We start from the raw sequence: 25874 nt of genomic DNA on the forward strand, positions 1-25874 counted from the left end.
AGCCCGGTACAATACCGGGCTCATACCCTAGAGGCTGCCTAATGAAACGACCTGTCTAACTTTCGGGGGTCACTTCAAACATACCCTAGCTTTTCTGCTAGTTTAGCAGATGTAGTATTCGCTGCATCCCAGTTTGGATATATCCCTTTTTCTAAACAGTCCAAGATTAACGCTGCACTAACTATAGTTGCTAATCCTTTTCTTCTATGATTGTGATCAGTCGTAAGTTCAATTTCAATGCCATTATCATAAATGCTATACGATGATGCACCGCATACAACTTCTCCTTTGTACAAAATACTATAACCTATACCTCGGTTTATATAATCTTCTACCGATTGAAATTGACTTGTAAAATCTTCAGAAAGCTTATGTAGTGTATAATTATTTGCGATGTGTTCATCTATTCTTCGTAATTCGTATCCTTTTGGAAGCGCTGATATAAAAGATTGTAATTTTGAACGATCAAAAACTTCCGAATTCCGTTTGAATTTATAGCGTAAAAACTTATCTATTTTTCTTTCATAAAATGTTTCTAAACGCTTTTTCCACTCATCACCATTTACGATTACTAACATTCTATCAGGAATATTACGTAATAATTCTTCTGTTTCTTTCGCATTCGAATCCCCAGTGTAAAATGTGAAAATCCCTACCGTAACTTGCGCTACTGTTGGATTTTCAAGATCGTTTACCCAAGCCTCTCCCATATGTCCTTGTATATAAGACAGTAAAACAACATTATTAAAATCCTTAAACATAGATACTAATTTTTCTCTTGTATGTATATTCGCTTCATATATCATTTACATTCCTGCTTTCGTTAGAATCAATGTACTTCTACTTTTTTTTCATAAGTCCTTTTATTCTACGTATAAGCAAACGTCTACTAAACTCCATATAATTATAAATTATTCATAAATATAAAATTATTATAACATCTAATAATTAGTAAATGACTGCCCAGTATAAAGGTTAACAGATAATATACTTAATAATAATTCGCAATCTATAATCTTTTATTATGTAAAAACCCTCAACATTGGTTTAAGGGTTCATTTAAATATATATGTTATAACTCATTCTTATAAACAAATAATTCTGTTCCTCCATTTTTATATACTTTAGTCAATTTAACAATTGACTTGTACGTATTATTGTCATTCGTTACCATCTTTTTCATCTCTTCTATTTCAGCATTACCAGTTCCACTCTCTATTTTTAAACAGTTCGAAATGTTGAGGTATCCACTTGATGCGAAAAGAATAATAAACGTAATATCAGGAAAATTAATGAACAGTAATCCGAAGTTCAAAGGATTTGAAGCCGTATCCGATAATACCAATCGAAAATCTAATAGTTCTGGCACTTGAACAAAATCTTTAGAAACTATCGCTTCACCTACTATTGTAATTTGCTTTACTACATTCCCAAGTTCATCTGTAAATTCAATACATCTAGGCGCATCAATTGTTTTTGCTTGTAGAGATAAATTCAATTCAGAATTATAAAAGTCGAAAAAGAGTGTACTTCCCTCCGTTAAACACTGTGGACAAACATTTCCAAGGAGACTAAAATCCTCTTCAATAAATTTAACTTTCGCTTTACAACTACACACTTTTCCTATTCGAATCGCATCAATCTTTGAACAATCTACAAAAATAACATCATTGTCCTCTTGTACAAATGACACGATACCTTTCATCTTGTTAAATGCAAGAAAATAGGATACAAAAATTTCCTTTCCGGCTATTACGATACTCTCAACCTTAGTAAAAGGTTCTAGACTTTGTAAAAATTCACATATACTATTTTGACAACATTGAAAATTTCGTTTCGGTTCGCAATCCACTTACATTCAATCCCTTCCCTTTATGTTTTTATCTAATACACATAATATGAGCGGGATATATGAAAAGCTTGGACAATATAATTTTAACGTAAGGATATAATTAGTTACGCCTAACATCAATATGGAAATTACACCAATAATAAGTAATAACACATAATTTTTACTATAAATACATATAACAATTTCATCTTTCAATGAAAAAGCGTTATAATGAGGTGCAGCCTCTAAGATTACGTAATAAAGGAGATTAAAACAATGACTAAAATTAAAGTATATCAAGTAAAAGAAGAAAATATGGAAGCAGTAAAAAACATCATTGATGTTGAGGAACAAAACCCAACTGCTGAGAACTTACAAAATCTATATACATGTGTATTAGATACTGAAGATATGGCATTACCTGAATCATACGTTGAAGAAGATATCTTAATTGATTCTATGGAAGTTATGGTTAACGCTTCTCAAAGCAAGCTAAGAGACTTAGGTACATATGATGTAATCGAAGTTCAAAACAAAGGTAAGAAAACACAAATTTTATTATTAGCAGACGAAGAATACGAGATTATCGAAGGCTAATTCGACTCCGTACATAAGAAAAAGCTCCTTTCAAAATTGAAAGGAGCTTTTTCTTTACGCTTTTGATGTTTCACTTTTCACCTTGTTTTGTTCTTTTTTATATACCATGCGCTCATTTCCCATAAAGAAAACGAATACGAACGCTAAACTTGCGGGGACTAACGCCCACATAAATGTCTGAACGATTGAACTAGAGAGAGCTTCAATAATTTTATCTAATATTTGCGGCGGAATTTGAGATCTTGCCGATTCTGATAGAATAGCTCTTGAATCTCCTAAAGCGTTTGTATTCATTCCCCCGCTCATACCTTTAAACGATTCTTCTAATTGATCCTGGAAACCAGTTCTTTGAATCATTCCGAAGATTGTAATACCAAGTGTCATACCTAATGAACGAATGAAGTTACTCGTTGAAGTCGCAGAACCGCGTTGCTCCATACCGAAGTTATGAATAGCAGCCATACTTAGTACAGAGAATGAGAAACCAACTCCAAAACCGATAATAACCATATAAATTGTTAATAATATACGACTTGTTTCTGGCGTTAATGTACTTAATAAGAATAATCCGATTAGCATAATTACAGCAGAAATAATCATAATGTTTCGGTAGCTAAGTTTCGATGTTAAAAATCCACCTAACTGCGCTGTAACTACTGATCCTAACATCATTGGTAATAACAATAATCCTGAGTTTGTTGCCGTACCACCGTATACACCTTGAATAAATAACGGAATGTACACAGTTGCTGACATAAATGCCGCCCCGTAACATAAGGCAATGATTGTACTCATTCCGAATAGACGTTGTTTAAACATCTCAAATGAAATGATTGGTTCTTCTACTTTTCGTTCAATAACAATAAAAGCAATTACTAAAATAGCGAACCCAGCAAATAAACTTAAAATAAAGCTAGAATCCCAATCATACTTTTGTCCGCCTAATTCTAAGGCGAACATTAAACAAACTACTGCACCAACTAAAGTAATTGCACCAAACCAATCAATCTTTTGTTCTCTATGAACTCGTGACTCTTTATAAAATAATGTAATAAAAATAAGTGCTAAAATTCCAAGTGGTAAGTTAATATAAAACACCCAGTGCCAGCTAATATAATCCGTAATATATGCGCCAAGTAATGGCCCGAAAATACTTGATAAACCAAATACTGCTCCGAATAAACCACCCATTTTCCCGCGCTTTTCTGGAGGGAAAATATCAAAAACGATAGTAAATGCGATCGGCACTAGTGCCCCGCCACCAATACCTTGAATGGCACGATAAATACCTAACTGTGTAATATTTTCAGCAGTTCCACAAAGTGCCGAACCAATCATAAAGACGATTAAACCGAAAATAAAGAATCTCTTTCTACCATACATATCTGATAGTTTACCGAAAATCGGCATACCTGCCATTTCTGCGACCATATAGGCAGAAACGACCCATACAAAGTTTTCAAGGCCTCCTAAATCACCAACGATTGTTCCCATCGCTGTTACGACAATGGTATTATCCATTGATGCCATTAAAATCCCTAGCAATAAGCCCGCCACAACAAAACCGTGCTTATTATTCTTCTCAACCATAACCTTGCTCTCCCTCATACTACTTATATTTGTTTATGTTCTTTTACGACTGCATTACCTTTCTGATTAAAACTAGTGTGATATTCTACTACACTAATTTCACAGCCAGGGCCAATTATAACATGATTTCCTCTTACTACGTCTGCTATTGTATGTTCTAAATAAATATCATCCCCTTCAATAATTGATGTTTGAAGGCTTCCTGCATGACCTGTAAAAGGAATAAATCTCGCTTTTTTACGTACTGTAATCTTTTTCCCACCGATTTCTCTCACTTTACTTCCTTCATAACGAAGTGAGATTTCAATATTTTCAGCATTAAGCAAACCATCACTTTCAAGACCACCAGTTAGTAATAATTCCTCTACTTCTATATCTCCCATTACATTTAAAGCGCCTTTCACATCTACGAAATCACCGGATAGCTTCCCTTTAAATTCTATCATACCTCTAACTTTTGTTTTATTAATTTGTCCGTCGCCTTGTACTTGGGCATTGCCATATACTTTTACATATTCCGCCTCCATATTCCCCTGTACTTCACTATCTCCATACACGACATAATTTTTCGCTTTCATATTGCCACGTACTTCACTCGTACCATACGTTTTAAAATCATTACAACTCATATGATTAGAGATTGTTCCTTCGCCGCGTATCTTTACTTTGTTATAATCTCCACCTGCTGAGCTACCTGATCCATTTACAGTAAGACTATGTTGATTTTCCATACCGATTCCTCTCTCCCTTTTAAACTTAAACTTGCTTAATTTCTTTTACATTTGCACTTTTATCAACAGTAAGAACCCCAGTATATTCAATTAGTTCAATCTCACAGTTCGGCCCTACAGTAACATTGTTTCCCCTTACTGTTTTAATGTGAGCATAATCAATATCGATATTGTCACCTTCTAGCAGTTCAGCTTCTAACTGTAAGCCAAATACTGTTTTAAATAGTCTACTAAAAGCACTCAATCTATGTTTTACTTTAATGGTTTGGCCACCAATTTCTTTCGCTCTACATGTACCATGAATATTTATATTAATTTCATCTGCGCTTAATAATCCACCAACTGTAAATTGCCCTTCTGAAGAAAAAATATCAACTTCACAATTACCATCAATCGTCGCTTGACCATTGACTTTAAATTCTTCACCAGTTACATTACCACCTATCGTCCCTTTTCCTGCAATTTTTAAAGTGGTCGCCTTTACATCTTGTGTAATTGTCCCTTTCCCATCGATTCGCATCATTTCTGCACTAACTGTACCCTCAACTTTACCTGATCCGCTAATTCTCGCATCGCTACTTTTCAAATCACCAGTAACAATTCCGTAACCATTACATTCAAATTGGTCGCACTCAACGTTTCCATTAACAGTTCCTTTTCCATTTAGTTGCACTTTATGAAACTCTCCACCGTTTGATGAACCATATCCGTTTATAATTAAATTTTCTGTACGCATTATTTCTCCTCCACTACAACAGTTTAGTTTTTAATGCTTCGGTATATTTCATGATTGCTACACGTAAAACAATCTTTGTTCCCTTTTCAAAAATTAAATCCTCAACGCTTGATACTAAGAAGCATGTAGAAATCCCTAACTTCCGAATAATAACTAAGTCACAATTTTTATGTTTAATCGCTTCATAATTTTCAAGTAAAACTTGTAAAACCATTTTCCCTTCTTCTAAGCTAACGTCTCCTGATTGAAGAAGTTCTTCTAACACGTATACATAAAGAATATCTGCAAATTGAAAATCTGCCGTTTTGTTCGTTTGCTCCATGAAAAATTGTAAAACAGGTTCTGATGTAATTTCTTTACGAATGAGATCTTCCTTTGCTAAAAGAATCTCTGTTACGCTTGGTGAAAACATATTTGCCAATTCATCAAGCGATAGATCCTCTTTCATCGTTTGAATTTTATCAATACGCTCTAATATCTTTTCTTTCGGAAAAAATGTTTCCTGACCTGTGAACGTTGACTTTCGTACAAACCAATCTTCCGGTATTAAATTTTTTCTCTTCCACCTATATAACTGTCCGTATGAAATACCAGTTAACTCTAATAAATCTTTTTTTGAAATTAAATCTGTAATCAACTGTATATCACTCCTTCCTAATAACAATGTAACATAACACTGTTACGCTGTAAATGGACTTTTATAACATGTAGCGTAACAATGTCCAAAACAAACTTCATTTCCATACAAAAAAGATTCTTACACATCTTACTAAAATGCATAAGAACCTTTATATATCAAGCCTTAAACCATATTTGATAAAAATCAATCCAACCTTGTGGATTAATCATTATATTTTGCACCTTTTCGTGTGAACTTACTTGCTGTTTGTTACGATATAAAGGAATAATATGAATTTGACGTAACAATGTGTCTTCAATATCGTGTAACAGTGTCATCCGTTTCTCTAATTGATTCTCTATAAAATAAGACTGCAATACTTCGTTAAATTTTATATTGCTATGTTGATGAATAAAGCTGTTTTTTGTAAGAAACATATATAGTAAACTTTCTTCAATACGCTCACTAATTGTCGCACTATCATGTATTATATCAGCCTTTTGTATCGTACTTGCTTGCAATAACTCTTTTGTTTCAAGAAAAACGACTTCAATAGTGACGCCATACTTCGCACACTCTTTTTGTATCCAATATGAGTCTTCAACATGATCTTGTTCTGTAAATGTATATAGTCGCAGTGTTTCATTACGGTAAGAGCTCTCTTTAATAAGCGTATATATGTCCTCATTTATATGTATAGTGCCACCCTTTGTTAGAACCAATTCTTCTGCTATTTCTCCGCGCGCTCCTTGCAATTCCTCGATAAGTGCATTGCTATGAATGATTTTATATAGAGCTTTCCGAAACATCGTGTTTTGCATAGGTCCTTCTTTTGCGGTATTTAATGTAATGTATGTTACATTCGACTCAAGTCTAGTTAGTTCTTTATGATGCTTTTCTATATTGTTATAGTGTGCTTTCGCTAATATATCGCACGTATTTACGCTATGCTCTACATTCCATAATTCAATTCGATCGAGAAATGGTCGCTCGCGAAAATATAAATCATTTGCTTCTAATACGAATACATCCTCATTCTTTTCACATAATCGAAACGGTCCAGTACCGATTAACCTTCCATCTTCATTTACAATAGAACACTGTTCTGTACTTAAAGCATGTAAAAACAACTTATTATCTGTAGATAAACGAATCTGCACAATGTAGTCATCAAGAATATGTAAACTTTCAACGTGCTGTAACATCCACGCATGCGGATTATTTTTCGCTTTCAAGAATCGTTTAAATGTATGTACAACGTCATAAGCAGTAAATTCTTTCCTGTTATGAAACTGAACACCTTTTCGTAAGTAGAAGGTCCATATATATTTCTGGTCATCATATTCCCAATAAAACGCAAGCCTTGGCTCTACACTGTTTGTATTTCCGTCTATATACACTAACGTGTCGTATATATGTTTTACCATATGACATTCCGAACGCATCGTAGCGTATACAGGATCTAATGCAATATCTAGATTCATTTGGACTTGCAAACGTAGCACATCTCTTCTCCCTTTAGATGTCCTTTCGACTTGATAACCGAATATCGAATCAATCCACGTTTGAAATTGCGTTTGAAGTGATGGAAAATACGAGCTATATCTTTCAATAAATGCACTTCCACTTTTTACGTCCCCTTGTTTCGTTATTTCTTTTCCTCTTTCTAAAATTAAAGAAAGTGGATGTTTTTGAAATAACAACTTTGAACGATTTCCTCTCCCTCGGCCTGGAAACCACATAATCCAATTAAATTCTTCTAATTTTTTTATGATTAATCTACTATTTCGCTCTGTACAAAATAAAGTTTCAGATATATTTTGTATTGTTATTTCTAATTGTTCTCCCTCTGCTCTCCCATTTCCATACTGGAGCCACAGGTGCATATATTGCTCCAAAATAATCATAAAACGCCCCCTAAAAGATGAAAAATCTTCCTCTTTCATTCTACCCTTTTTCATTTCTGGCTTCCATCTTATCATTTCAATATAGAAAGGAGGAAATAAAAATGAAGTATCTTTTAAAACGTTATAATAAGCCTATTCTCATTCGATTGTTCGGTGAATTGTTAGTCCGAACGACTGAAGCGATGTTAGCTATCATTTTTATTGTTCATGTTAATAAAGCGTTAAATGGTAATGTCATCGTTACAATGCTTCTTTTCGGATTACAGCCTCTCGCTGATATTGTGTTTACATTAATCGCTGGGGGTGTAACAGATAAATACGGCCGAAAGAAAATAATGTTACTCGGATTACTTTTACAAGCTTTTGCCGTAAGCGGCTTCGTTTTTGCTGAATCGGTCGCCTTTTTCGCCTTATTGTATGTAGTAAATGGTATTGGACGCTCTTTATATATTCCGGCACAGCGAGCACAAATCGCTGACTTAACGAAGGAAGAACAACAGGCAGAAATATTTGCTGTTCTGCATACTACTGGAGCAATCGGCTCTGTAATTGGCCCATTAATCGGCGCCTTTTTCTATACTAGTCACCCTGAGTATTTATTTATTTTGCAAGGTGTAGCCCTTACGCTATATGCTATTCTCGTTTGGACGCAGCTTCCTGAAACAGCTCCACTCATGAAAAACGTTAATAAAACTAAAGAAGTATATTCGCCAAAACAATTTATTTCAAAGCATTACGCTGTGTTTGGACTTATGGTTTCTACGCTACCGATTAGTTTTTTCTACGCCCAAACCGAATCAAATTATCGTATATTCGCCGAAAGTGTATTTCCAAATTTTCTATTTGTACTCGTGTTTATCTCAACTTGTAAAGCTGTCATGGAAGTGATTCTCCAAATTTCCCTTGTGAAATGGTCTGAACAGTTTTCTATGCCTAAAATCATTGTTATTTCCTATACTTGCTATACGTTAGCTGCGATTGGCTACGGTTATTCCACAACAATATGGTCATTATTCTTCACATTGCTCTTTTTAGTAATTGGGCAAAGTATAGCTTTGAATCACTTACTACGATTCGTTTCACAAATCGCTCCAAGTCATAGACGCGGATTATATTTTTCTATATACGGTATACATTGGGATATTTCAAGAACTTGTGGGCCTTTTGTAGGTGCATTGTTATTAAGTAAATTAAGCGGTAGTACTCTATTTTATATTTGTGCCTTCTTATTAATAATCGGTGGTATCATTCAAGCTTTTTTTGTTCAATCGTTAGAAAGAAACAAAACAAAAGAGCTGTCCCTATAGGAACAGCTCTTCATTTAACCTGCCATTTTATTAATACTATCCTCCGGTGAGAACACAGAAATATGATGCACTTTACCAGTCGATTTTGGAATTACGAATTTCAATTCAAACTGTTCATTTACTTTATAAACATAAATTTTATCATTACCATTTTCTTTAACAGACGCTGGTTTTCCTAAAGCCTTTTCGATTTCTTGTAACGTAATCGATTTGAGCTCTGAATGGTAAGAGCGTACGTCAAAGACTTGTGATCCTTTATTAAAGCCAAATGCTACATTTTTACTTGTAAAAGTTGCATACATCCCGTTTCCTGCTTGCTCAGTCTTATCTGCCTTTCCCCATGCCTTCTCTATTTCTTCAATATCTCCTGTATGTGCTGCATATGGTACGTTAGGTACTTTACCTTCTTTCGCTTGCTCAAATAAATCTTTTACATGGTTAATTGATTTTTGATTAAGCACTGTATTTTTCGTATTAGACTCCGTTGAAGGTTTTACCGATTCTTGACCTTTTGGTTTTTCCACAGGTTCTTTCTCTTTTTTGGGAGCAGTCTCTTCATTCTTTTTACTATTTTCTGATGTTGAATTAGTTTGTTTCTTTTCCTCAGCGTTATTACACGCGGTTAAAGCCACTACACACGTTAAAGTTAGGAACAATATAAGCACTTTCATATATACTTTCATCATTTTCAACCTCCCTCTTCAATATATTCACTTTTGTAACCATTCCATAACACTACTCCTCAAATTATTTCCCCCCCAAAAAGTAAGTGCTTCCGTTTCTCCGAAAGTACGGACCATATACTCTATATATGATTTTCCTAAAAAATAACCGAGTCGGTTGTATCCGAAATAAGTCCCTCCTGATAGACGGAACCATTCTTTCTCTTTTTCAACTGTCCATCCTTCAACATAATCCTGTAAAAAACGTTTCTTAATGTTCTCTTCAATTTCTTTATAATATTGTAACGATGAATCACCATTACTACTATATGAATAGTAAACGGACTCACTTAAACCTTTAACTATTAGTTGTGATAAATAGGTCGCGACCCCTTCACGATATAAACTTACCGGGGCATCATTCCATTCTGCTTTAGTCCAATCCATTCCATTCTCTTGTAATGCTACATTATGATATATATGTCCGATTTCATGAGCAACGATAACACGGAGGTGCTCCCTTACAGGAGATAATTTCTCAGCCGCAAAAAATATATCCCCAATAATCTCCCTTTCCACAAATGCATTAGAACCAAATCCACCTACAAATATATGAAAAGTTACATCTATATTACTACCAAATTGAATGCGATAGTCCTTACTAACTTCTTGAATAATTGATGGTAAAATTTCTGAAATAATACGAATGTCTTCTAGTTTTGCAGGATACTTTTCAATCGCACTAGAGAGACGTTCTTCTGTCTTAGGACAGTGAAACTTAAAATACTCTTCGAATGCCTCTGGGTGCATATCATAATATTTGTTCAAGTCATGTAATCCTATATCATTGCTTTCCAAAAGCTTGGAATTGTATTGTTAATCATCTTATTCATCTCCTTATTTACACCTTCTCTCCTTACTCGTTATATCCTTTTTCTATAACTTAAAATACACTGTCACAAAGGCTCCTTTAAATGCAAAAAACCAGCAGGGAGTGAATAATCATTCCCTGCTGGTTTAATATTTTTGGGGTTTCTGAAATTTAATCAAACCATTTGTCGCCGTCAGAAATCCATTTGCTGTTATGTAAATCAAAGCATTCATCATAATCATGAAAACTAAAGTAAGACGGTAATTTAACGCTCGTACCACCTGCTTTATTCCAGCACATCGCAAACCATTCCACTATAGCTTTCGTTTCAATTTCAGATAATGCTTCATCGTTTTCTTCATAAAACTCCCAAAATTCGTCTGCTTCGTCATCATGGAATTTATAATATTCTACATCATCTATCAAATCGTGACTACCAGAAAAGACACTGCTATCCTTTCCTTCATAAAAAACTTCATTTGCTCCTCTATCCATCGAAAACATGACAACGGACATTTCAAATGACTGAACAAAAGCTGTGAAATCTAATATATCTATCCCTTCATAATAATTAAACTGAAGTGTCTCTTTTATATTTCGAATCAAATCCTCCGATTTTTCTTCGAGGCCTTTTTTTAAAGAATTTGTGTAATTTTCTATTGTAAACAAATTATCTCCCCTAAGTAATGTGTCTATTTAAATTATAAAAATAAAATTAAAAGGTTAATCTTAACTTCTTTATGTATGTAGTGAAAGTGCTTTTTACAGTTTTAAAATTGTGAGCAAATGTATTGTCCCCACTTAACGATGTGATAACAGTTAATCCTACTGCTTTTATAAAATGTTTTACATCTACGAGCACAGAAATAGCCTCCATGAATTTAGTTACGCCAATTATAACTGAAATGTTGCGGGTGAAACATGGAAGAAATATAAAACTACACCTACTAAGATTAACTATTTATATAATTAAAAAAGCTGCCCTATTAAAGGACAGCTTCAAATATGTATTTTTACACTTCGATAGATTTACCGTCTTCAACGATATGGTAAAGTAAGTGCGCTAAATGATGAATTGGACCATTTTCTTCCTCTTCTTCATTTGTCTCACCTTGGAATTCAAGATCATTTAAGTATAGTGCTAAAAATTGATAGAACAATTTCAAATCAAATCCGTAGCAAGCACTTGGTTCTTCATGATCTCCTTCATATTGTAACATTAAGTATTGCTCGTTTCCTTCTGTATCTTCAGCATCAAAGAATACGAAGAAACCAACGTTTGTATCTAAATCAAATAGATGACGAGTACCTTTTTCTGTTGCTTTCTCGAAGTCCTCTTCACTTAATTTATGTACTGTTGTTGCCTTTGCATTATCCTCTTGATGAAAATTTACTGTAAATGATTTCAATGCTGACACCTCCTGATTGTATAACAGTAGCATAACAGATTAGACAACATAATACAAAGGGACTGCTTACAAATGTAAACAGTCCCCTGTATTCATTTCCGCATTGCACGGAATATAAAGCTTACGATGAAAATCAAAACAATCGCGCCTATTAAAGCCGGAACAATCGCATATCCGCCTATAACAGGTCCGAATTTACCAAGTAACGCTGTACCAAGCCAAGAACCGACAATACCTGCAATAATATTACCGATTACACCGCCAGGTACATCCTTCCCAGTAATTAAACTTGCAAACCATCCTAATATACCACCAACGATTAAAGACCAAATCATATCATTACCTCCTTTATTTTTGAAAGATAAAAATTATAATCAGAAACAATTGCTTACCATTAGTTATGTTTCATTTTTCGTAAGTTATTCGTCTTATGAAAATCATTCAAATCTGCTCAACCTTTTAAGGACAATCTGGCTTCAATATTGTTCTCATAAATTCGTCTTTAAACGCTTGATAATTGAATTCAACGGCAATTCTTTGTATAGGACGATCATCAAACCTCGTCGGCTCAGCTATTTTTCTAAAATCTGCAACACTTTGACCTCTCGTTACATCATTTGTCGTACTTATCCAAACTGCTGATTTTTTATATTCAAAAATATCATCATTTATAAATGAAATGAACGGAAGTAAATCGTGAATCGGACTCCCAGCAATACCTGGATATTCTTTTTTGTAAAAGTTCTCGTAATAAAAATCGATCATTGGCTTTATAAGTTTCGCTTGCCCTGTTCCTTCTTTATCAATAATATCGACCATTTCAGGGGTAATAAGAGCACGCTGCGTTACATTTAATGGATATATAGTAGCATTCTGCACATATTTCATAACGATATTCGCGGCAATTGGATCGCCGTAAAAATTAGCTTCTGATACAGGTGTAACGTTTCCCGGAAATAGAAAAGCACCGCCCATTATATAATAAGAACATACTCGATTCATTAAATTGGGGTACAATAAAAATAATGTTGCAAGTGTTGTTAATCGTCCCGTCGCCACTATAATAATATCTTCTGGACAAGGCTCAATTAATTTAATCAATTCACAAAAATTTTCTCTGTCACAAATTCTCATTTTCGGTGGGATAATTGGACCTAAACCGTGATCCCCATGAATTTCAGGGAAAAACAAAGGTTCTTCAGCTGTCATTGGTCTACTGGCACCTTCGATAATCTTTACTTTTGTAGCATAGTATCTTTCTAAAAAATAAACATTTTCCGTAACAATTTCTCTTGATACATTTCCATACTCTGCAACGATACCTATAATATCTAATTTGCATGTTTTATTCGCATAAATTAACGTTACTGCATCATCAATACCAAAATCTCCGAAAAAGATTATTTTTTTATTAACATTCCTCACCCCTCTCCAGCATAATCTACTATCATTATTATGCGAAAAAGACAAGGTGGTGAAACGGAGATAATTAAAAAAGCCGCCTATTTATTGGCGACTTCAATCTTCTTATAAGATAAATATGCTAGTACATTTTTGCTTGAATCATATTTCGGATTATTCCCTTTTCTCGGTTCTCTTATATGTGTTTTTTCAAACCCAGAAATGTCCGGCATTTTCTCTAAAAATTCAAGCATCTCTTCCTCAGTTCCCTCAATACGTACACGAATCATTATTACTATTCCTCAATTCTCATTTTCTCTGTACTAAGTATATCGTACATCAGAAAGACTGCAAGAAATTTATCTTTTTAATGTTGAACTTTTTTTACAGACGAATAGTGCCATTTCAGTATAAAACGATTCTATTTTATTGTTTTCAAATTGAATTTTGAAAAATTCTTGCATTTCATTTGATGTTTTCATCATACACTCTGTTAACTTTACACGTTTTTGCATAGGAACATCCATCATATCGCACCACCAATCAAAATCGAACTTCTTTTCAAAAGTATGACATGACTGCATTTGCAAACCATGTTTTTCTAATAAAGTAATCCATTCTGTTTTTTTCAAAGCTCGTTCATGGCTTGGATCTCTCTTCTTTTCGATAAAGTTATAAAATGTATCAAACTCATTATTTTCTGGTGAAACGTTATCAATTAATATAAATAACCCATTATCTTCTAACGTTCGATTTACTTCAAAAATAAATTGCAAAGGATCAACAAAGTGATGTGCTGCAATTCGGCATGTAATTGTATCAAAGGATTCATCAGCAAATGGTAACCTTTCTGCATGTCCTGCTACAAATGATACATTTTCATGTCCGTTCCCTTCTATAAAACCTTTTGCTTTTTCTAACATTTTTTCTGTTAAATCAAGAGCGACTACCTCTTTGAACATTGGGGCTAACAAATTAGCAACATGTCCGCCACCAGTAGCAATATCAAGAAGACGAGTATTATGACGAGTTTCAACTTGCTTAACTACATATTGTAAATCCAGTCCTTTTGCATGAATTTTACTTTTCACATACTTCTCTGCATTACTACCAAATTGTTGTTTCACAAGTTCTTCTTTACTCACTTTTATCATCTTCTTTCTATAAAGTATTATATTTAATTTATAAGTTCTCTTTATATAATTTCAAATCCTCTTTTAGTCTCGTCTCTTGTATTAGAGACCTTCTATCAAAAAAATTTAACTCTTTTATTTTTAAGCACGAAACAAAAAAGGTTATGGGGAATTATCCCACACCCCCACAAAGTATCTCTTATATTTGAGGATCTTCTTACACGTCTAATCCCCCTGTAACTTCACAATAACTTCTACTTCGCTATTAGTAGCCTCTCTTGCATGCAATCCATATTGGTCCATGCCAATCCATATCCACCCAGGACTATCATAAAGAATGTCTATGTTGAAATGCTTCAACTTAGTAAGCTCTGACCTAATAAATTTATCCCTACTAGCGATTTACTTATCAAGCAAGCCATATTCTTTCCCATTTTCAAATAGCGCTATCATCTTTCCTGCAAGTGGATGTATACGAACTATAAAGTGATATTCTTTTTCATTTATATTCGCTACAATCGTATTAGAATCAGGTACATCACATCTAGAATTCGGCATATTCATATCGGTCAGCTCCTTTATTGATTTCATTAATATCGCAACAGATTAATATTTAGATATCATTAATATAATGTAAAAGCTGACTTCCCTTTAGAAATCAGCTTTTACACATTGTTTATCTTTAAACTTTTTACAAATTTTATAATGTTTCTTTCTCTTCGTCATTTCCGGAAACTAAATCTCCTAAAACATCCACCGTAACTTCAACTACAAATTCACAAATCCCTGCTACAACTTCTCCAATTACTTCCTCCATCTTTCTACCCCCTTGTTTTATGGAACCTATTTGTAGTATAGAAGATACTGGTTAATTTTAACTATCGGCAAAGGTGACAAAAACATTACAGATTTGTAAGCTATTTCAATGTTTTTTTGAATTTATACTTCTCCCCTTTGAAACTTTAAGTATTATTAACAACCAGATAGGTCATCATAATATAAAGTATTTAAGAATCCTAATTTAAAGGAGGCGTGTAAAATATACTACGTAAAACTAATTAAAGGTCAATCTTTCTATGCTTTTGATCATCGTTTCTTAATATCCGAAGAAAAAGAGGTTTCAGAGAAAATTTTTAATTACTTACGCCGGAATGAATTCTTCGAAGTACGTAAAGAGGAATACTCTGCCTAATGTACAAACAGCATCGAGAAACAACTCACAGTATTGTGACTCTTTCTTGATGCTTTTATATTATCGCCCCATATTCAACTTTATTCTCAATTCTATTAACATCTTCTAGTATATGTCCAAGCTAATTTATCGTTACTTTCATATTTTAGTATATAAGGAGGTGACGAATATGACTCATATCATTGATTACCAAGCTACTCAACCAATAAATAAAACGGGTGAAACAACTTTTGTAATTCCCCATTCCCCAAACAAAGCAATTCTAGCAAATATTAAATTGAAAATTTCAAGAAAAGATTCACGTGATAATCGAGTAGAATTAATTGCTACAGTTGGGGTTAAAGGTATAACTGACATAGCACAAATATTATTTAGAATTTTCCGTGACAATACAGAAATCTTCAACGCTCAAGTAGGGATTGAATCTACAGATTCTGAGCAATTTTACGTGCAAACATTTCAAGCTATAGATCAAAATGTTAGCTGCGGGACTCACGAGTATTCATTAACTGTAGAAAACCTTACTAGTGGTGCAAGTGCAGACATTGTTGGTCCTCTGTCTTTTAGCGGTTTAGCTATTGGACAAGATCATAAGTGTTGCTAAGAGAATCTATCGTTTTATTTTACATTTGAGAGAAGTGAGACGTAGTACCTACGTTCTTGCTTTTTTATTTTCTCCTTGTTTTTCATTACTTTAAATTTGTATTCAATCATACATTTTTTTCATTTTGAATTACTTATTTCACCACTTAATAAATCAAATTTCCAACAAATCAAAAAAATTGAAATTCACTAATGAAACACGTAATATAGACTCTGACTCTAAAAAAGTTCGTTAAAAATAATACATAAAATAAGGAGGTTTTATATACGAGTTTTTCATTTTAAAAGACGGAGAGGTTTTACATTATGTGGCGTAATAAAAATGTTTGGATTGTGTTAATTGGGGAGTTTATTGCTGGTCTAGGGTTATGGCTTGGTATTCTTGGTAATCTTGAATTTATGCAAAAATACGTCCCTTCTGATTTTATGAAATCCGTTATATTATTTATCGGACTGTTAGCTGGCGTTCTAGTTGGTCCAATGGCTGGGCGTGTCATTGATCAATATGAAAAAAAGAAAGTTCTTCTTTACGCTGGATTTGGTCGTGTTATTAGTGTTATTTTCATGTTTTTCGCTATTCAATATGAAAGTATCGCCTTTATGGTTGCTTTTATGATTGCACTTCAAATTTCAGCAGCATTTTATTTCCCTGCATTACAATCTGTAATTCCACTCATCGTTAATGAACATGAGCTATTACAAATGAACGGTGTACATATGAATATCGGTACAATCGCTCGTATTGCAGGTACTTCACTAGGTGGCATTCTTTTAGTTGTAATGAGTTTACAGTATATGTATGCCTTCTCAATGGCAGCATACGCTTTATTATTCCTCTCAACTTTCTTCCTACAATTTGAAGATAAAAAATCCGCTACATCAAGTAAACAATCAGCTAAAGATAATAGTTTTATGGAAGTATTTCGTATTTTAAAAGGAATTCCTATTGCTTTTACAGCACTTATATTAAGTATTATCCCTCTATTATTTATAGCTGGATTCAATTTAATGGTTATTAACATTAGCGAAATGCAACATGACCCAACGATTAAAGGATTCATATATACAATTGAAGGTGTAGCATTTATGTTAGGTGCCTTCGTTATTAAACGTTTATCTGATCATTTCAAACCTGAAAAGTTACTATACTTCTTCGCAATTTGTACCGCTTTTGCACACCTTTCGTTGTTCTTTAGCGATATTAAATGGATGGCACTTGCCTCATTTGGTTTGTTTGGATTTAGTGTAGGCTGCTTCTTCCCTATTATGTCGACAATTTTCCAAACGAAAGTCGAAAAAAGCTATCACGGACGTCTATTCTCATTCCGTAATATGTTTGAAAGAGTTATGTTCCAAATTGTCTTACTCGGCACCGGCTTCTTCTTAGATACGATTGGATTACAATATATGGTTCTCATCTTCGGAGTTATTTCGTTGTTGATTATTTTTATTTCCTTATCTAAGCAGAAACAATTTAAAAAACAAACGTCACAATCTGCGAATATATAAAACTAATACTTCTTAAGAATGGATCCCGTATTTTACTGGGTCCATTCTTTTTGAATTTCAAGGATTAAAATCTATTTTCTTTATGTAGTTTAAATATTTAAAGGAGTATCCCCTACTACTTTCGAATAAAATAAATTATAGTTTTTCAAAAAGGAGCTGTGGAAATGTCTTATGGCATCCAATTATTAATTATCCTTCTTTTTTCATTGGTCATGTTTGGCGTCCTTAATTTTTTAGCCATTTCCTTATCTCAAAATAACTTTAAAAGAAGGATTGTTGCAGGTTTCCTATTTTTATTGTTAACTCCCATTATCTTTTTGACTACTACAGCATTCGCTTCCATATTCGATAAAGGTGGTTTGGGAGTAGCTAACCTAGTCTTCGTTATTTTAAATTTATATATTGTAAATGGAATTGTCATTCTTCTTTCCGCTTCATTTATCCTCAAAAAACATAACATAAGATAGAGTACTAGGCATGAATCTAGCATTACACTAGATTCATGCCTTTTTATTTTAAAAATCTCACCTTTCCCCAAATTTTTATGTGAAATTTAAAAATTCTTTATGAAAATTTAAACTTTATTTTTTACAATATTCCTATCGTATTCGCACGTTTATAAAAACGAATAAGAAAGGAGTACACAATGAAAAAGTTTCTATTTATTTTCCCTATATTAATCGTTCTACTTAGTGGATGTAGCAATAATGATATATACGGTTCTTGGGAAGTCGTTGACAACAAAAATGGTCTTTGCCCTACATCTTATAAATTTGAAACAGTTGTAAAAGAAGAAAAGAAAGAAAAAATTGTTCAATATTTAGTGGAGATGCAAACATCAAAGAAAAAAGAAGATTTATACAAAGGTTCATTTGTAAAGGATTCTAATGTATATCACATTGATTATGGTAACTCATTTACATCGGATCAAACTTTAAAAGTTGTCGATGGCAAATTAAATGTATACTTTTATGCAGTGGAAAAATTATGTACATATAAAAAGAAATGATTAGACTTCATATAAAACGCAGAAAATATTTTCTGCGTTATTTTGTGTTCCTCCTTATTATCCTCCCTCTAAATTTGTCAATCGTTTTAATTTTCATAAAAAAATGATAAAATGTAAACATGTGTTTTCAGAATAATTAAAAATACAGAAAGAAAACACTGTTTTTAGGAGGGGTTTTGATGACTTACACTTTAGCAACTAGAATGAAAGCATTCCAATCTTCTATATTTAGTGAATTAGGGGCCTATAAAAAAGAGAAAATTGCAGCAGGTCATAAAATGATCGATTTAAGTATCGGGAATCCTGATATGCCTCCTGCTGATTTTGTAAGAGAAGAAATGGTACATACGGCAAGTGCAAAAGAAAGTTACGGATATACATTATCTGGTATTCAAGAATTTCACGAAGCTGTAACTGAATATTACAACAACACTCATAACGTTATATTAAATGCTGAAAAAGAAGTTTTATTATTAATGGGTTCACAAGACGGACTCGTTCATTTACCTATGGTTTTTGCAAATCCGGGAGATATAATACTAGTTCCTGATCCAGGATATACAGCTTATGAAACAGGAATTCAAATGGCCGGTGCAACATCTTACTACATGCCATTAAAAAAAGAAAATGATTTCTTACCTAACTTAGAAGTTATCCCTGAAGAAATCGCCAATAAAGCAAAGATGATGATTTTGAACTTCCCAGGAAATCCAGTTCCAGCAATGGCACATGAAGATTTCTTTAAAGATGTAATCGCATTCGCGAAAAAACATAATATTATCGTTGTCCATGATTTTGCTTATGCTGAATTTTATTTTGATGGTCAAAAGCCAATTAGCTTCTTATCTGTACCTGGTGCAAAAGAAGTTGGCGTTGAAATTAATTCTTTATCTAAAAGTTATAGTTTAGCTGGTAGCCGTATTGGTTATATGATTGGTAACGAAGAAATTGTCGGCGCGCTTACGCAATTTAAGTCTAATACAGATTACGGTGTGTTTTTACCAATTCAAAAAGCTGCATCCGCTGCATTACGACACGGCGCTGCATTTTGCGAAAAAAACCGTGGAATTTACCAAGAACGTAGAGATACTTTAGTGGACGGATTCCGCAAATTCGGTTGGAATGTCGATAAACCAGCTGGAAGTATGTTCGTTTGGGCTGAAATTCCGAAAGGATGGACTTCGCTAGAGTTCGCTTATGCACTTATGGATCGTGCAAATGTCGTTGTCACACCAGGCCATGCATTTGGTCCTCATGGCGAAGGTTTTGTTCGTATTGCACTTGTTCAAGATAAAGTAGTATTACAAGAAGTAGTTGAAAACATTAAAAACAGCGGTATTTTCTCTATTGAAAAAACAGAAGAATTAGTTAAGAATTAATAATAACCCCCCTGCTTAACTTTAGCAGGGGTATTATTATTCCTGGAGGTACGATATGAATATTAAAGATACTCTTCCCCATCGCTATCCATTTTTAATGATTGATAAAATTACAAACGTTAAAGAATCTCAATCGGCTACAGGATACAAACTGATCACAAATAACGAGTGGTTTATTAATGAAAATCAAAACTATATGCCTCATATGCTAATTGTAGAAGCACTCGCTCAACTTAGTGCTTTTGTAAGTACAGGTGAATCTGAAGGACTTGGTTTCCTCTCCTCTTTAGATGGGGTGGAATTTCATGAAAATGCGTATCCCGGTGATAAACTTGAATTACATTATGAATTAACACGTAACAGACGAGGTTTTGTTCTTGGGAAAGGAATTGCCTCTGTAAACGGTCAATCAATCGTTACCATTGAAAAGCTATTAATATATCAAGCTGATTAAACAGATTACATAGTAAGGGGTAGGGAAATGCGGAATGTTGTTGGTATTGATGCTGGGGGAACATTAACAAAGATTGCTTACTTTAACGAAATGAACAAATTAGTTTTTGAAAAATTTTATTCATATGAACAAGAAAGAATTAAAGAATGGCTTCAAAAGCATAATTCAATTACACAATTATGCATTACAGGTGGTAAAGCTAAACAGTTAGAAGAACTACTTTCAGGTTCATATAAAATAGTAGAGTTAAACGAGTTTGAAGCAACTTTATTAGGAGTACGCTACATACTAAAAGAAGAAAAACGTGCTATAAACAGCTTTGTATTAACAAATATCGGTACAGGTACTTCCATTCACTATGTTCACGACAAGCAATATGTTCGCGCTGGTGGAACTGGAGTTGGCGGTGGTACTATTATGGGTCTTTCAAAACTATTAACAAATATAGATCATTTTGGAGACGTGATTCCGCTTACGAAAATTGGTTCAAGAAACAGTCTAGATATTACAGTTGGAGATATTTATGGCGGGATTCTCTCCCCTCTTGATAATAACTTAACTGCTAGTAATTTCGGAAAAGCGGCCATTACAGACTCAAATTATAGTAGTTCAGATATACTAGCTACCGTTCAAGGACTTGTCGGTGAAGTCGTCACAGCATTAAGTCTTCAATTCGCCGAAGCAAAAAATATTGACCATATCATTTACATCGGTTCTACTCTATGTAATAACGTACATCTTCAAAATATTATTAGTAGCTATACAGAATATCAAAACAAAATACCAGTCTTTTTACAAGACGGCGGTTATAGTGGTGCAATTGGTGCTTTACTTCATAGTTCGAAATAAAAAAGCTGACTTTTGTCAGCTTTTTTACAATGGTACTTCAAATTCAATAATTGATTCTCCATTCTTTCCAATTCGCTCCACGCTAATTCTATCAATTACACAATTTAACTTCTCATGAAAACTAGGAATATCCTTTACTACTTTAGTTGCTAACTCAGGGCTACTTTCTCTTCCGACTGTTACATGCGGTATGTACGGAATGTCTCTTTTCAAAAATCGTAATAAGGGGCCTGTATACAATTTATCATGTAGTTTTTCTATTTGTTCTTTTCCTTGCTCAATTTCTAAAAATAAATAGTCTCCTATACTAGTTACACCACTTGCAAACTTAATCTCAATTGTACCTATCCCTTTTGCCATATTCGAAATATGCGATTTCAATTCATCATTTGAAATATTACCTTCAAAAGGAAATACAATTGTTATGTGGGGAGGAATTAAACCAAATAAAGGATCGTGTATTTCTCGAATACTTTCTATCTCATCAGTAGACATGTTATTTAGAAAAAGTAAAATTGTACGCATTTTTATATCCCCCACTCTCCTCAATTTTTTATATTTATCATATTGCATGGTAGCTTGCACTTCAACAAGTTATTTCACTTACATAGAAAAATAAAAAACTTCTCAAATGAGAAGTTTTCATATAGCATGATTATTATTTTCCCGCCAAACTTTCCTGAATTTTATATAACAAGCAATTCTCCACGGAATAATATACGATACTGCAACTACGTAAAATAATAAACCTATTGTTTGCTGATCTAAGTCAACAATATATTGTCTTGAACCATATCTTAAAATAACAATTCCGATAAAAGTAATTAAAAAGGCAGCACTTTTTTTCGTATAAATGTTTCCGTCTTCTCTTCGCTCATAGTTTGTTAGAAATATAAGTGGGATTGCGAAAATCACCCCAATGGATGCTGCTATAGTCACTTGTACTATAGCTGGATGTACTGGACCAAAAAACAATAAAATACCCGGTGTTAAAAATAGTAATGGCCACAAAATACGTTTTCCCGTTCCCTTTATCGGCTTATACATAGAACGATATCGTCGCCAAAAAATTAGCAGTGCTACGCATAAAAAGACGGTTATTAGTGAAGAAGTATCTCCCATTGTCTTCCCTCTTTCTATAATAATCTAACAATATTTCAAACCGTTTGCTCAAATGAAACTTTACGAATAAATATACTACTGGTTATGATATATAGAATGGTTAATCCAATTGAAATCACAGTAAAATAGGGAATATCTATTAAAGATAGATCGCTTGTAAATAATAAACCTTTTATTCCTACCTCACCATAAAGCACACTGTTTGTTGTTAAAAAAAGTGTTCCACCAATCATAAGACCGATCCACTTAAATCGTTGTTTAAAAACTACTACTACTTGAAAGAAACATGCTGTCGTAACATAAAATAAAAATTGTAAAATAAACTGTTGTGCTAATAGTTCTCCAAAACTAGCATTCCCCATATTATATTTTATATCTTGTAAAAACATTACTTGAAGTAATGAAAATAGTCCGGATTGCAGTACAATATAACAAATCGCTCCGATAAAATATTGTATCCTTGTCACACCAAATGAAATGGCTAAACGAAATAAATCATCTTGTATGATGAAAGTACTCCCTATTATAAACATCATAATTGCTATAGAAGGATTATTGATAAATTCAGGTAAATAACCAATTTTCATTCCATATAAATTAACAGCATTCATAGCCCCTTTTATTAATAAAGCTGCGATCCAAAATATTAAAATTGCCTTATAATGAAAATTTATATGTAACTTCAACTGTTTCATTAACATCGTCATTTCACTTCACCACCAGTTATGTGAATAAATAGTTTTTGTAATGTAATTTCATCAACTGCTAATCCTTCTTTTTCAAGAGAGTAATAATCTTCATTAGTAAATTATTCCCATATAACAGCAATGCCCTTATTTCCATAAACTTCTCGATTTATAACTTTTTTATTAATCGAAAACGCATCTACTTTATCTTTTTTTCCTGAAATTATATGCCCCTGCTGTAATAAATCTTCCACCGATGATTGAACAACTAGTCTTCCTTCTTTTATGATAACTACATCTTCAATAACATGGGTTACTTCTTCTACTAAATGTGTTGATAATATAATTGTTCGAGGATACTCACCGTAATCTTCTAATAGTAAACTATAAAATAACTCGCGATGTGCTGCGTCTAAACCAGTAGTTGGTTCATCAAAAATTGTAATTGGTGCCCTACTTGCTAATCCTTGAATAATTCCTACGACGGTTTGCATGCCATGTGATAGCTTATGGTATTTCTCTGTCATATTAAGCTGAAATTTATCTGCAAGTTCTTTAGCATACTTTCCATCCCAATTTTTATAAAACATGCTACACATCTTAAAGATTTCTTTTACTTTATAACTTAGATGAGCTTCTTCTTTCACTCTAACGAAACAAATATTTTGCATCGCTTTACTATTTTCAAAAACATTCTCACCAAATACAGCTACGCTTCCACTACTTGAAATAATTTGACCAGCAAGTATGTTTAATAATGTCGTTTTCCCCGCTCCGTTTCTTCCAAGCAAACCATATATTTTATGCTCTTCCAATGAAATAGTTACTTCGTTAACAGCTAATTTCTTTTTATATTTTTTAGACAAGTTTTTCGTTTCAAGTGCAATCATCCCTCTTTCCTCTCCTTCGTAATTTTGTGTATCATGTCCATCAATTCGTCTTTTGATATTTCTAGTACTTTTGCTTCTTCCCACACTTTAGGTAAATACTCGGTCATAAAAACATGCTGTCTTTTTTTTAGTACGACTTCTTTTGCTCCCTTTGTAACAAACATCCCGATCCCTCTCTTTTTATATAAAATCCCCTCATCTACTAGTAGATTTACTCCTTTTGCAGCTGTAGCCGGATTAATTTGTAACATCTTCGCAAATTGATTTGTCGACGGAACTTGTTCTTCTTCAAGTAATATGTCTTTTAAAATATCAGATTCAATTGTTTCTGCAATTTGTATGTATATTAACTTATTTTGTTCTAGAGTAGGTTTCACGATTTCACCACCTTAGGTTCATAGGTTCATTACTTATATAATTAACCATAGCACAACGTTATATTTTTTTCCATAATTTTCATCGAAAAAAAGAATCATTCGATACTGAATGACTCCCTTTAAAAAATGTCCGTATTTTCAATCGTAAAATAACCACATCTTCCTCCATATCACTTAGATTCCCGCACAGGATGTTCATTAAAAAATTGCTTTCGAAAATCTTTATTATTAACTAGCTTTTCTATTTTTTCTTGATTACCGTAAAAGAAATTCATTACGACTCCCTTATTCCATATAAGATCATCCTTTGGCAAATCATTAAATTCTTTATACAGTATGGGTAAAAGTTCTTCTCTTTTTAATGCAAAACTTTGATTTTCAATCTGAAACTCATACCCTTTCGCATTCGGTACTAAAACTGCAAGATAAATAGCATTAAAGAGTAAATTCTTCTTCATCGTATCCTTCCCATCAAACCAATACGTCTCAATCATTTCTTCTGTAAGATTTCCATTCTCTTTTGCACCATACTCCACTTTAATATTTTCATTTTCTAAATTTAAACTTTGAACTGTTTCACCACCAGGTAAGTTTGTAACAATCGCAATAACGTCGGAATTATTTCCAACGTATGTCCCCGTATATTTTTTAAAAGCCCCAGGTTCAATATGTGATATTTCTTTTATTTGTTCTCCATTAGAACAAGCAGTAACAAATAAAAAAATTGTTAGCATAACACCTGCTATTCTATTCATATAGTTCATTAGACACCCCCAAGTTCTATTTATTATCCAATCTATACAATGTATCCTTTAAAAAGCCCTTTTAAATATACGCATTTTAATCAAAATTAAAAATTTTCAATTTTTATGTTTACAATTATCCATTAATTGTATATAATTACTAACGTAAGAAAAATATTCTAAAAGGAGGTCGAAGGAAATGATGAAATTACAATTACATGCTTTAACTTTAGCGTTAACTGCATCTGTGTTTTTCGGACAATTAAA

General features: G+C 33.2%; 30 protein-coding genes and 3 pseudogenes. 10 read left to right on the forward strand and 23 right to left on the reverse strand.

Annotated elements, in window-relative coordinates:
• Nucleotides 1-74: 74 nt before the first annotated feature.
• Complete coding sequence (locus SB773_RS13920; protein WP_410590420.1) at nucleotides 75-806, reverse strand: GNAT family N-acetyltransferase; 732 nt, start codon at nucleotides 804-806, stop codon at nucleotides 75-77.
• A gap of 266 nt (nucleotides 807-1072) precedes the next feature.
• Nucleotides 1073-1852 carry a BC_2878 family exosporium-associated protein gene (locus tag SB773_RS13925; protein ID WP_410590422.1) on the reverse strand — a complete coding sequence of 260 codons (780 nt, stop codon included), beginning with the start codon at nucleotides 1850-1852 and terminating at the stop codon, nucleotides 1073-1075.
• A 255-nt stretch (nucleotides 1853-2107) separates the two neighbouring features.
• Between SB773_RS13925 and SB773_RS13930 the strand changes: the two genes are divergently transcribed.
• Nucleotides 2108-2428: a hypothetical protein gene (locus SB773_RS13930; RefSeq protein ID WP_002032538.1), complete on the forward strand. Its 321-nt coding sequence runs from the start codon at nucleotides 2108-2110 to the stop codon at nucleotides 2426-2428.
• Nucleotides 2429-2482: 54 nt separating this feature from the next.
• On the opposite strand, the gene SB773_RS13935 is transcribed toward SB773_RS13930, so the two are convergent.
• The 5 genes from SB773_RS13935 to SB773_RS13955 all read right to left on the reverse strand — a co-directional run bounded on the left by SB773_RS13935 (nucleotide 2483) and on the right by SB773_RS13955 (nucleotide 8050).
• On the reverse strand, nucleotides 2483-4018 hold the full coding sequence (locus SB773_RS13935) for an MDR family MFS transporter (protein ID WP_410590425.1): 1536 nt from the start codon (nucleotides 4016-4018) through the stop codon (nucleotides 2483-2485).
• Nucleotides 4019-4041: 23 nt separating this feature from the next.
• Nucleotides 4042-4749, reverse strand: coding sequence for a polymer-forming cytoskeletal protein (locus SB773_RS13940; RefSeq protein ID WP_131247614.1), 708 nt, complete (start codon nucleotides 4747-4749; stop codon nucleotides 4042-4044).
• A gap of 25 nt (nucleotides 4750-4774) precedes the next feature.
• Complete coding sequence (locus SB773_RS13945) at nucleotides 4775-5485, reverse strand: polymer-forming cytoskeletal protein (protein ID WP_131247616.1); 711 nt, start codon at nucleotides 5483-5485, stop codon at nucleotides 4775-4777.
• A 13-nt stretch (nucleotides 5486-5498) separates the two neighbouring features.
• The gene (locus tag SB773_RS13950) at nucleotides 5499-6122 is read right to left on the reverse strand and encodes a YhbD family protein (RefSeq protein WP_131247618.1); all 624 of its coding nucleotides are present in this window, start codon (nucleotides 6120-6122) and stop codon (nucleotides 5499-5501) included.
• A gap of 158 nt (nucleotides 6123-6280) precedes the next feature.
• Nucleotides 6281-8050: an SgrR family transcriptional regulator gene (locus SB773_RS13955; RefSeq protein WP_410590615.1), complete on the reverse strand. Its 1770-nt coding sequence runs from the start codon at nucleotides 8048-8050 to the stop codon at nucleotides 6281-6283.
• 62 nt (nucleotides 8051-8112) lie between these two features.
• On the opposite strand from SB773_RS13955, the gene SB773_RS13960 reads away from it, so the two are divergent.
• Complete coding sequence (locus SB773_RS13960) at nucleotides 8113-9318, forward strand: MDR family MFS transporter (protein WP_002127807.1); 1206 nt, start codon at nucleotides 8113-8115, stop codon at nucleotides 9316-9318.
• Between the two features lie 14 nt (nucleotides 9319-9332).
• Here the strand turns inward: SB773_RS13960 and SB773_RS13965 are convergent, their stop codons facing one another.
• From SB773_RS13965 to SB773_RS14010, 10 genes and pseudogenes are all read right to left on the reverse strand, one after another.
• On the reverse strand, nucleotides 9333-10004 hold the full coding sequence (locus SB773_RS13965) for a YjgB family protein (protein ID WP_241875642.1): 672 nt from the start codon (nucleotides 10002-10004) through the stop codon (nucleotides 9333-9335).
• 24 nt (nucleotides 10005-10028) lie between these two features.
• Nucleotides 10029-10873, reverse strand: a pseudogene (locus SB773_RS13970) (aminopeptidase).
• Between the two features lie 149 nt (nucleotides 10874-11022).
• A complete protein-coding gene (locus SB773_RS13975) occupies nucleotides 11023-11520 on the reverse strand; it encodes a hypothetical protein (RefSeq protein ID WP_410590429.1) in 498 nt (165 codons plus the stop codon).
• Between the two features lie 46 nt (nucleotides 11521-11566).
• Nucleotides 11567-11713, reverse strand: a complete 147-nt coding sequence (locus SB773_RS13980; protein ID WP_016091580.1) for a hypothetical protein — start codon at nucleotides 11711-11713, stop codon at nucleotides 11567-11569.
• Nucleotides 11714-11864: 151 nt separating this feature from the next.
• Nucleotides 11865-12260, reverse strand: a complete 396-nt coding sequence (locus SB773_RS13985; protein WP_002084959.1) for a hypothetical protein — start codon at nucleotides 12258-12260, stop codon at nucleotides 11865-11867.
• 92 nt (nucleotides 12261-12352) lie between these two features.
• Nucleotides 12353-12595, reverse strand: coding sequence for a GlsB/YeaQ/YmgE family stress response membrane protein (locus tag SB773_RS13990; RefSeq protein WP_002013368.1), 243 nt, complete (start codon nucleotides 12593-12595; stop codon nucleotides 12353-12355).
• 124 nt (nucleotides 12596-12719) lie between these two features.
• On the reverse strand, nucleotides 12720-13685 hold the full coding sequence (locus SB773_RS13995; protein WP_410590432.1) for a nucleoside hydrolase: 966 nt from the start codon (nucleotides 13683-13685) through the stop codon (nucleotides 12720-12722).
• 77 nt (nucleotides 13686-13762) lie between these two features.
• Nucleotides 13763-13951 (reverse strand): DUF3970 family protein, encoded by a 189-nt coding sequence (locus tag SB773_RS14000; RefSeq protein WP_410590434.1) that lies wholly within the window; start codon nucleotides 13949-13951, stop codon nucleotides 13763-13765.
• A gap of 69 nt (nucleotides 13952-14020) precedes the next feature.
• Complete coding sequence (locus SB773_RS14005; RefSeq protein WP_044438130.1) at nucleotides 14021-14806, reverse strand: class I SAM-dependent methyltransferase; 786 nt, start codon at nucleotides 14804-14806, stop codon at nucleotides 14021-14023.
• A gap of 213 nt (nucleotides 14807-15019) precedes the next feature.
• Nucleotides 15020-15358, reverse strand: a pseudogene (locus tag SB773_RS14010) (hypothetical protein).
• 475 nt (nucleotides 15359-15833) lie between these two features.
• Between SB773_RS14010 and SB773_RS14015 the strand changes: the two are divergent.
• From SB773_RS14015 to coaW, 8 genes are all read left to right on the forward strand, one after another.
• Nucleotides 15834-15986 (forward strand): YqbF domain-containing protein, encoded by a 153-nt coding sequence (locus SB773_RS14015; protein ID WP_078176551.1) that lies wholly within the window; start codon nucleotides 15834-15836, stop codon nucleotides 15984-15986.
• A gap of 169 nt (nucleotides 15987-16155) precedes the next feature.
• Nucleotides 16156-16590: an exosporium protein ExsC gene (gene exsC, locus SB773_RS14020; RefSeq protein ID WP_113735871.1), complete on the forward strand. Its 435-nt coding sequence runs from the start codon at nucleotides 16156-16158 to the stop codon at nucleotides 16588-16590.
• A 305-nt stretch (nucleotides 16591-16895) separates the two neighbouring features.
• Nucleotides 16896-18098: an MFS transporter gene (locus tag SB773_RS14025; RefSeq protein ID WP_410590437.1), complete on the forward strand. Its 1203-nt coding sequence runs from the start codon at nucleotides 16896-16898 to the stop codon at nucleotides 18096-18098.
• A 164-nt stretch (nucleotides 18099-18262) separates the two neighbouring features.
• The gene (locus SB773_RS14030) at nucleotides 18263-18565 is read left to right on the forward strand and encodes a hypothetical protein (RefSeq protein WP_410590439.1); all 303 of its coding nucleotides are present in this window, start codon (nucleotides 18263-18265) and stop codon (nucleotides 18563-18565) included.
• A gap of 179 nt (nucleotides 18566-18744) precedes the next feature.
• Complete coding sequence (locus tag SB773_RS14035) at nucleotides 18745-19107, forward strand: hypothetical protein (protein WP_107886746.1); 363 nt, start codon at nucleotides 18745-18747, stop codon at nucleotides 19105-19107.
• A gap of 179 nt (nucleotides 19108-19286) precedes the next feature.
• Nucleotides 19287-20486 carry an LL-diaminopimelate aminotransferase gene (locus tag SB773_RS14040; RefSeq protein WP_410590441.1) on the forward strand — a complete coding sequence of 400 codons (1200 nt, stop codon included), beginning with the start codon at nucleotides 19287-19289 and terminating at the stop codon, nucleotides 20484-20486.
• A 55-nt stretch (nucleotides 20487-20541) separates the two neighbouring features.
• The gene (locus SB773_RS14045; RefSeq protein ID WP_372489280.1) at nucleotides 20542-20940 is read left to right on the forward strand and encodes a 3-hydroxyacyl-ACP dehydratase FabZ family protein; all 399 of its coding nucleotides are present in this window, start codon (nucleotides 20542-20544) and stop codon (nucleotides 20938-20940) included.
• Nucleotides 20941-20967: 27 nt separating this feature from the next.
• Nucleotides 20968-21789: a type II pantothenate kinase gene (coaW, locus tag SB773_RS14050; RefSeq protein WP_410590444.1), complete on the forward strand. Its 822-nt coding sequence runs from the start codon at nucleotides 20968-20970 to the stop codon at nucleotides 21787-21789.
• A gap of 24 nt (nucleotides 21790-21813) precedes the next feature.
• Here coaW and SB773_RS14055 read toward each other — a convergent pair whose 3' ends face one another.
• From SB773_RS14055 to SB773_RS14080, 6 genes and pseudogenes are all read right to left on the reverse strand, one after another.
• Entirely contained in the window at nucleotides 21814-22314 is a 501-nt protein-coding gene (locus SB773_RS14055) for a 2'-5' RNA ligase family protein (protein ID WP_410590446.1), read from the reverse strand.
• Between the two features lie 117 nt (nucleotides 22315-22431).
• Nucleotides 22432-22911 (reverse strand): CcdC family protein, encoded by a 480-nt coding sequence (locus SB773_RS14060; protein ID WP_410590448.1) that lies wholly within the window; start codon nucleotides 22909-22911, stop codon nucleotides 22432-22434.
• Nucleotides 22912-22946: 35 nt separating this feature from the next.
• A complete protein-coding gene (locus tag SB773_RS14065; protein WP_289404063.1) occupies nucleotides 22947-23618 on the reverse strand; it encodes a DUF4052 family protein in 672 nt (223 codons plus the stop codon).
• A pseudogene (locus SB773_RS14070) lies at nucleotides 23615-24487 on the reverse strand (ABC transporter ATP-binding protein). The gene SB773_RS14065 and the pseudogene SB773_RS14070 overlap by 4 nt, the downstream one beginning before the upstream one ends.
• On the reverse strand, nucleotides 24484-24864 hold the full coding sequence (locus SB773_RS14075) for a GntR family transcriptional regulator (RefSeq protein ID WP_131247644.1): 381 nt from the start codon (nucleotides 24862-24864) through the stop codon (nucleotides 24484-24486). The pseudogene SB773_RS14070 and the gene SB773_RS14075 overlap by 4 nt, the downstream one beginning before the upstream one ends.
• A gap of 170 nt (nucleotides 24865-25034) precedes the next feature.
• The gene (locus tag SB773_RS14080; RefSeq protein WP_131247646.1) at nucleotides 25035-25628 is read right to left on the reverse strand and encodes a DUF4825 domain-containing protein; all 594 of its coding nucleotides are present in this window, start codon (nucleotides 25626-25628) and stop codon (nucleotides 25035-25037) included.
• Nucleotides 25629-25874: the final 246 nt, after the last annotated feature.

This window comes from Bacillus sp. SIMBA_074 (assembly GCF_046534555.1).
Taxonomy (GTDB): domain Bacteria; phylum Bacillota; class Bacilli; order Bacillales; family Bacillaceae_G; genus Bacillus_A; species Bacillus_A mycoides.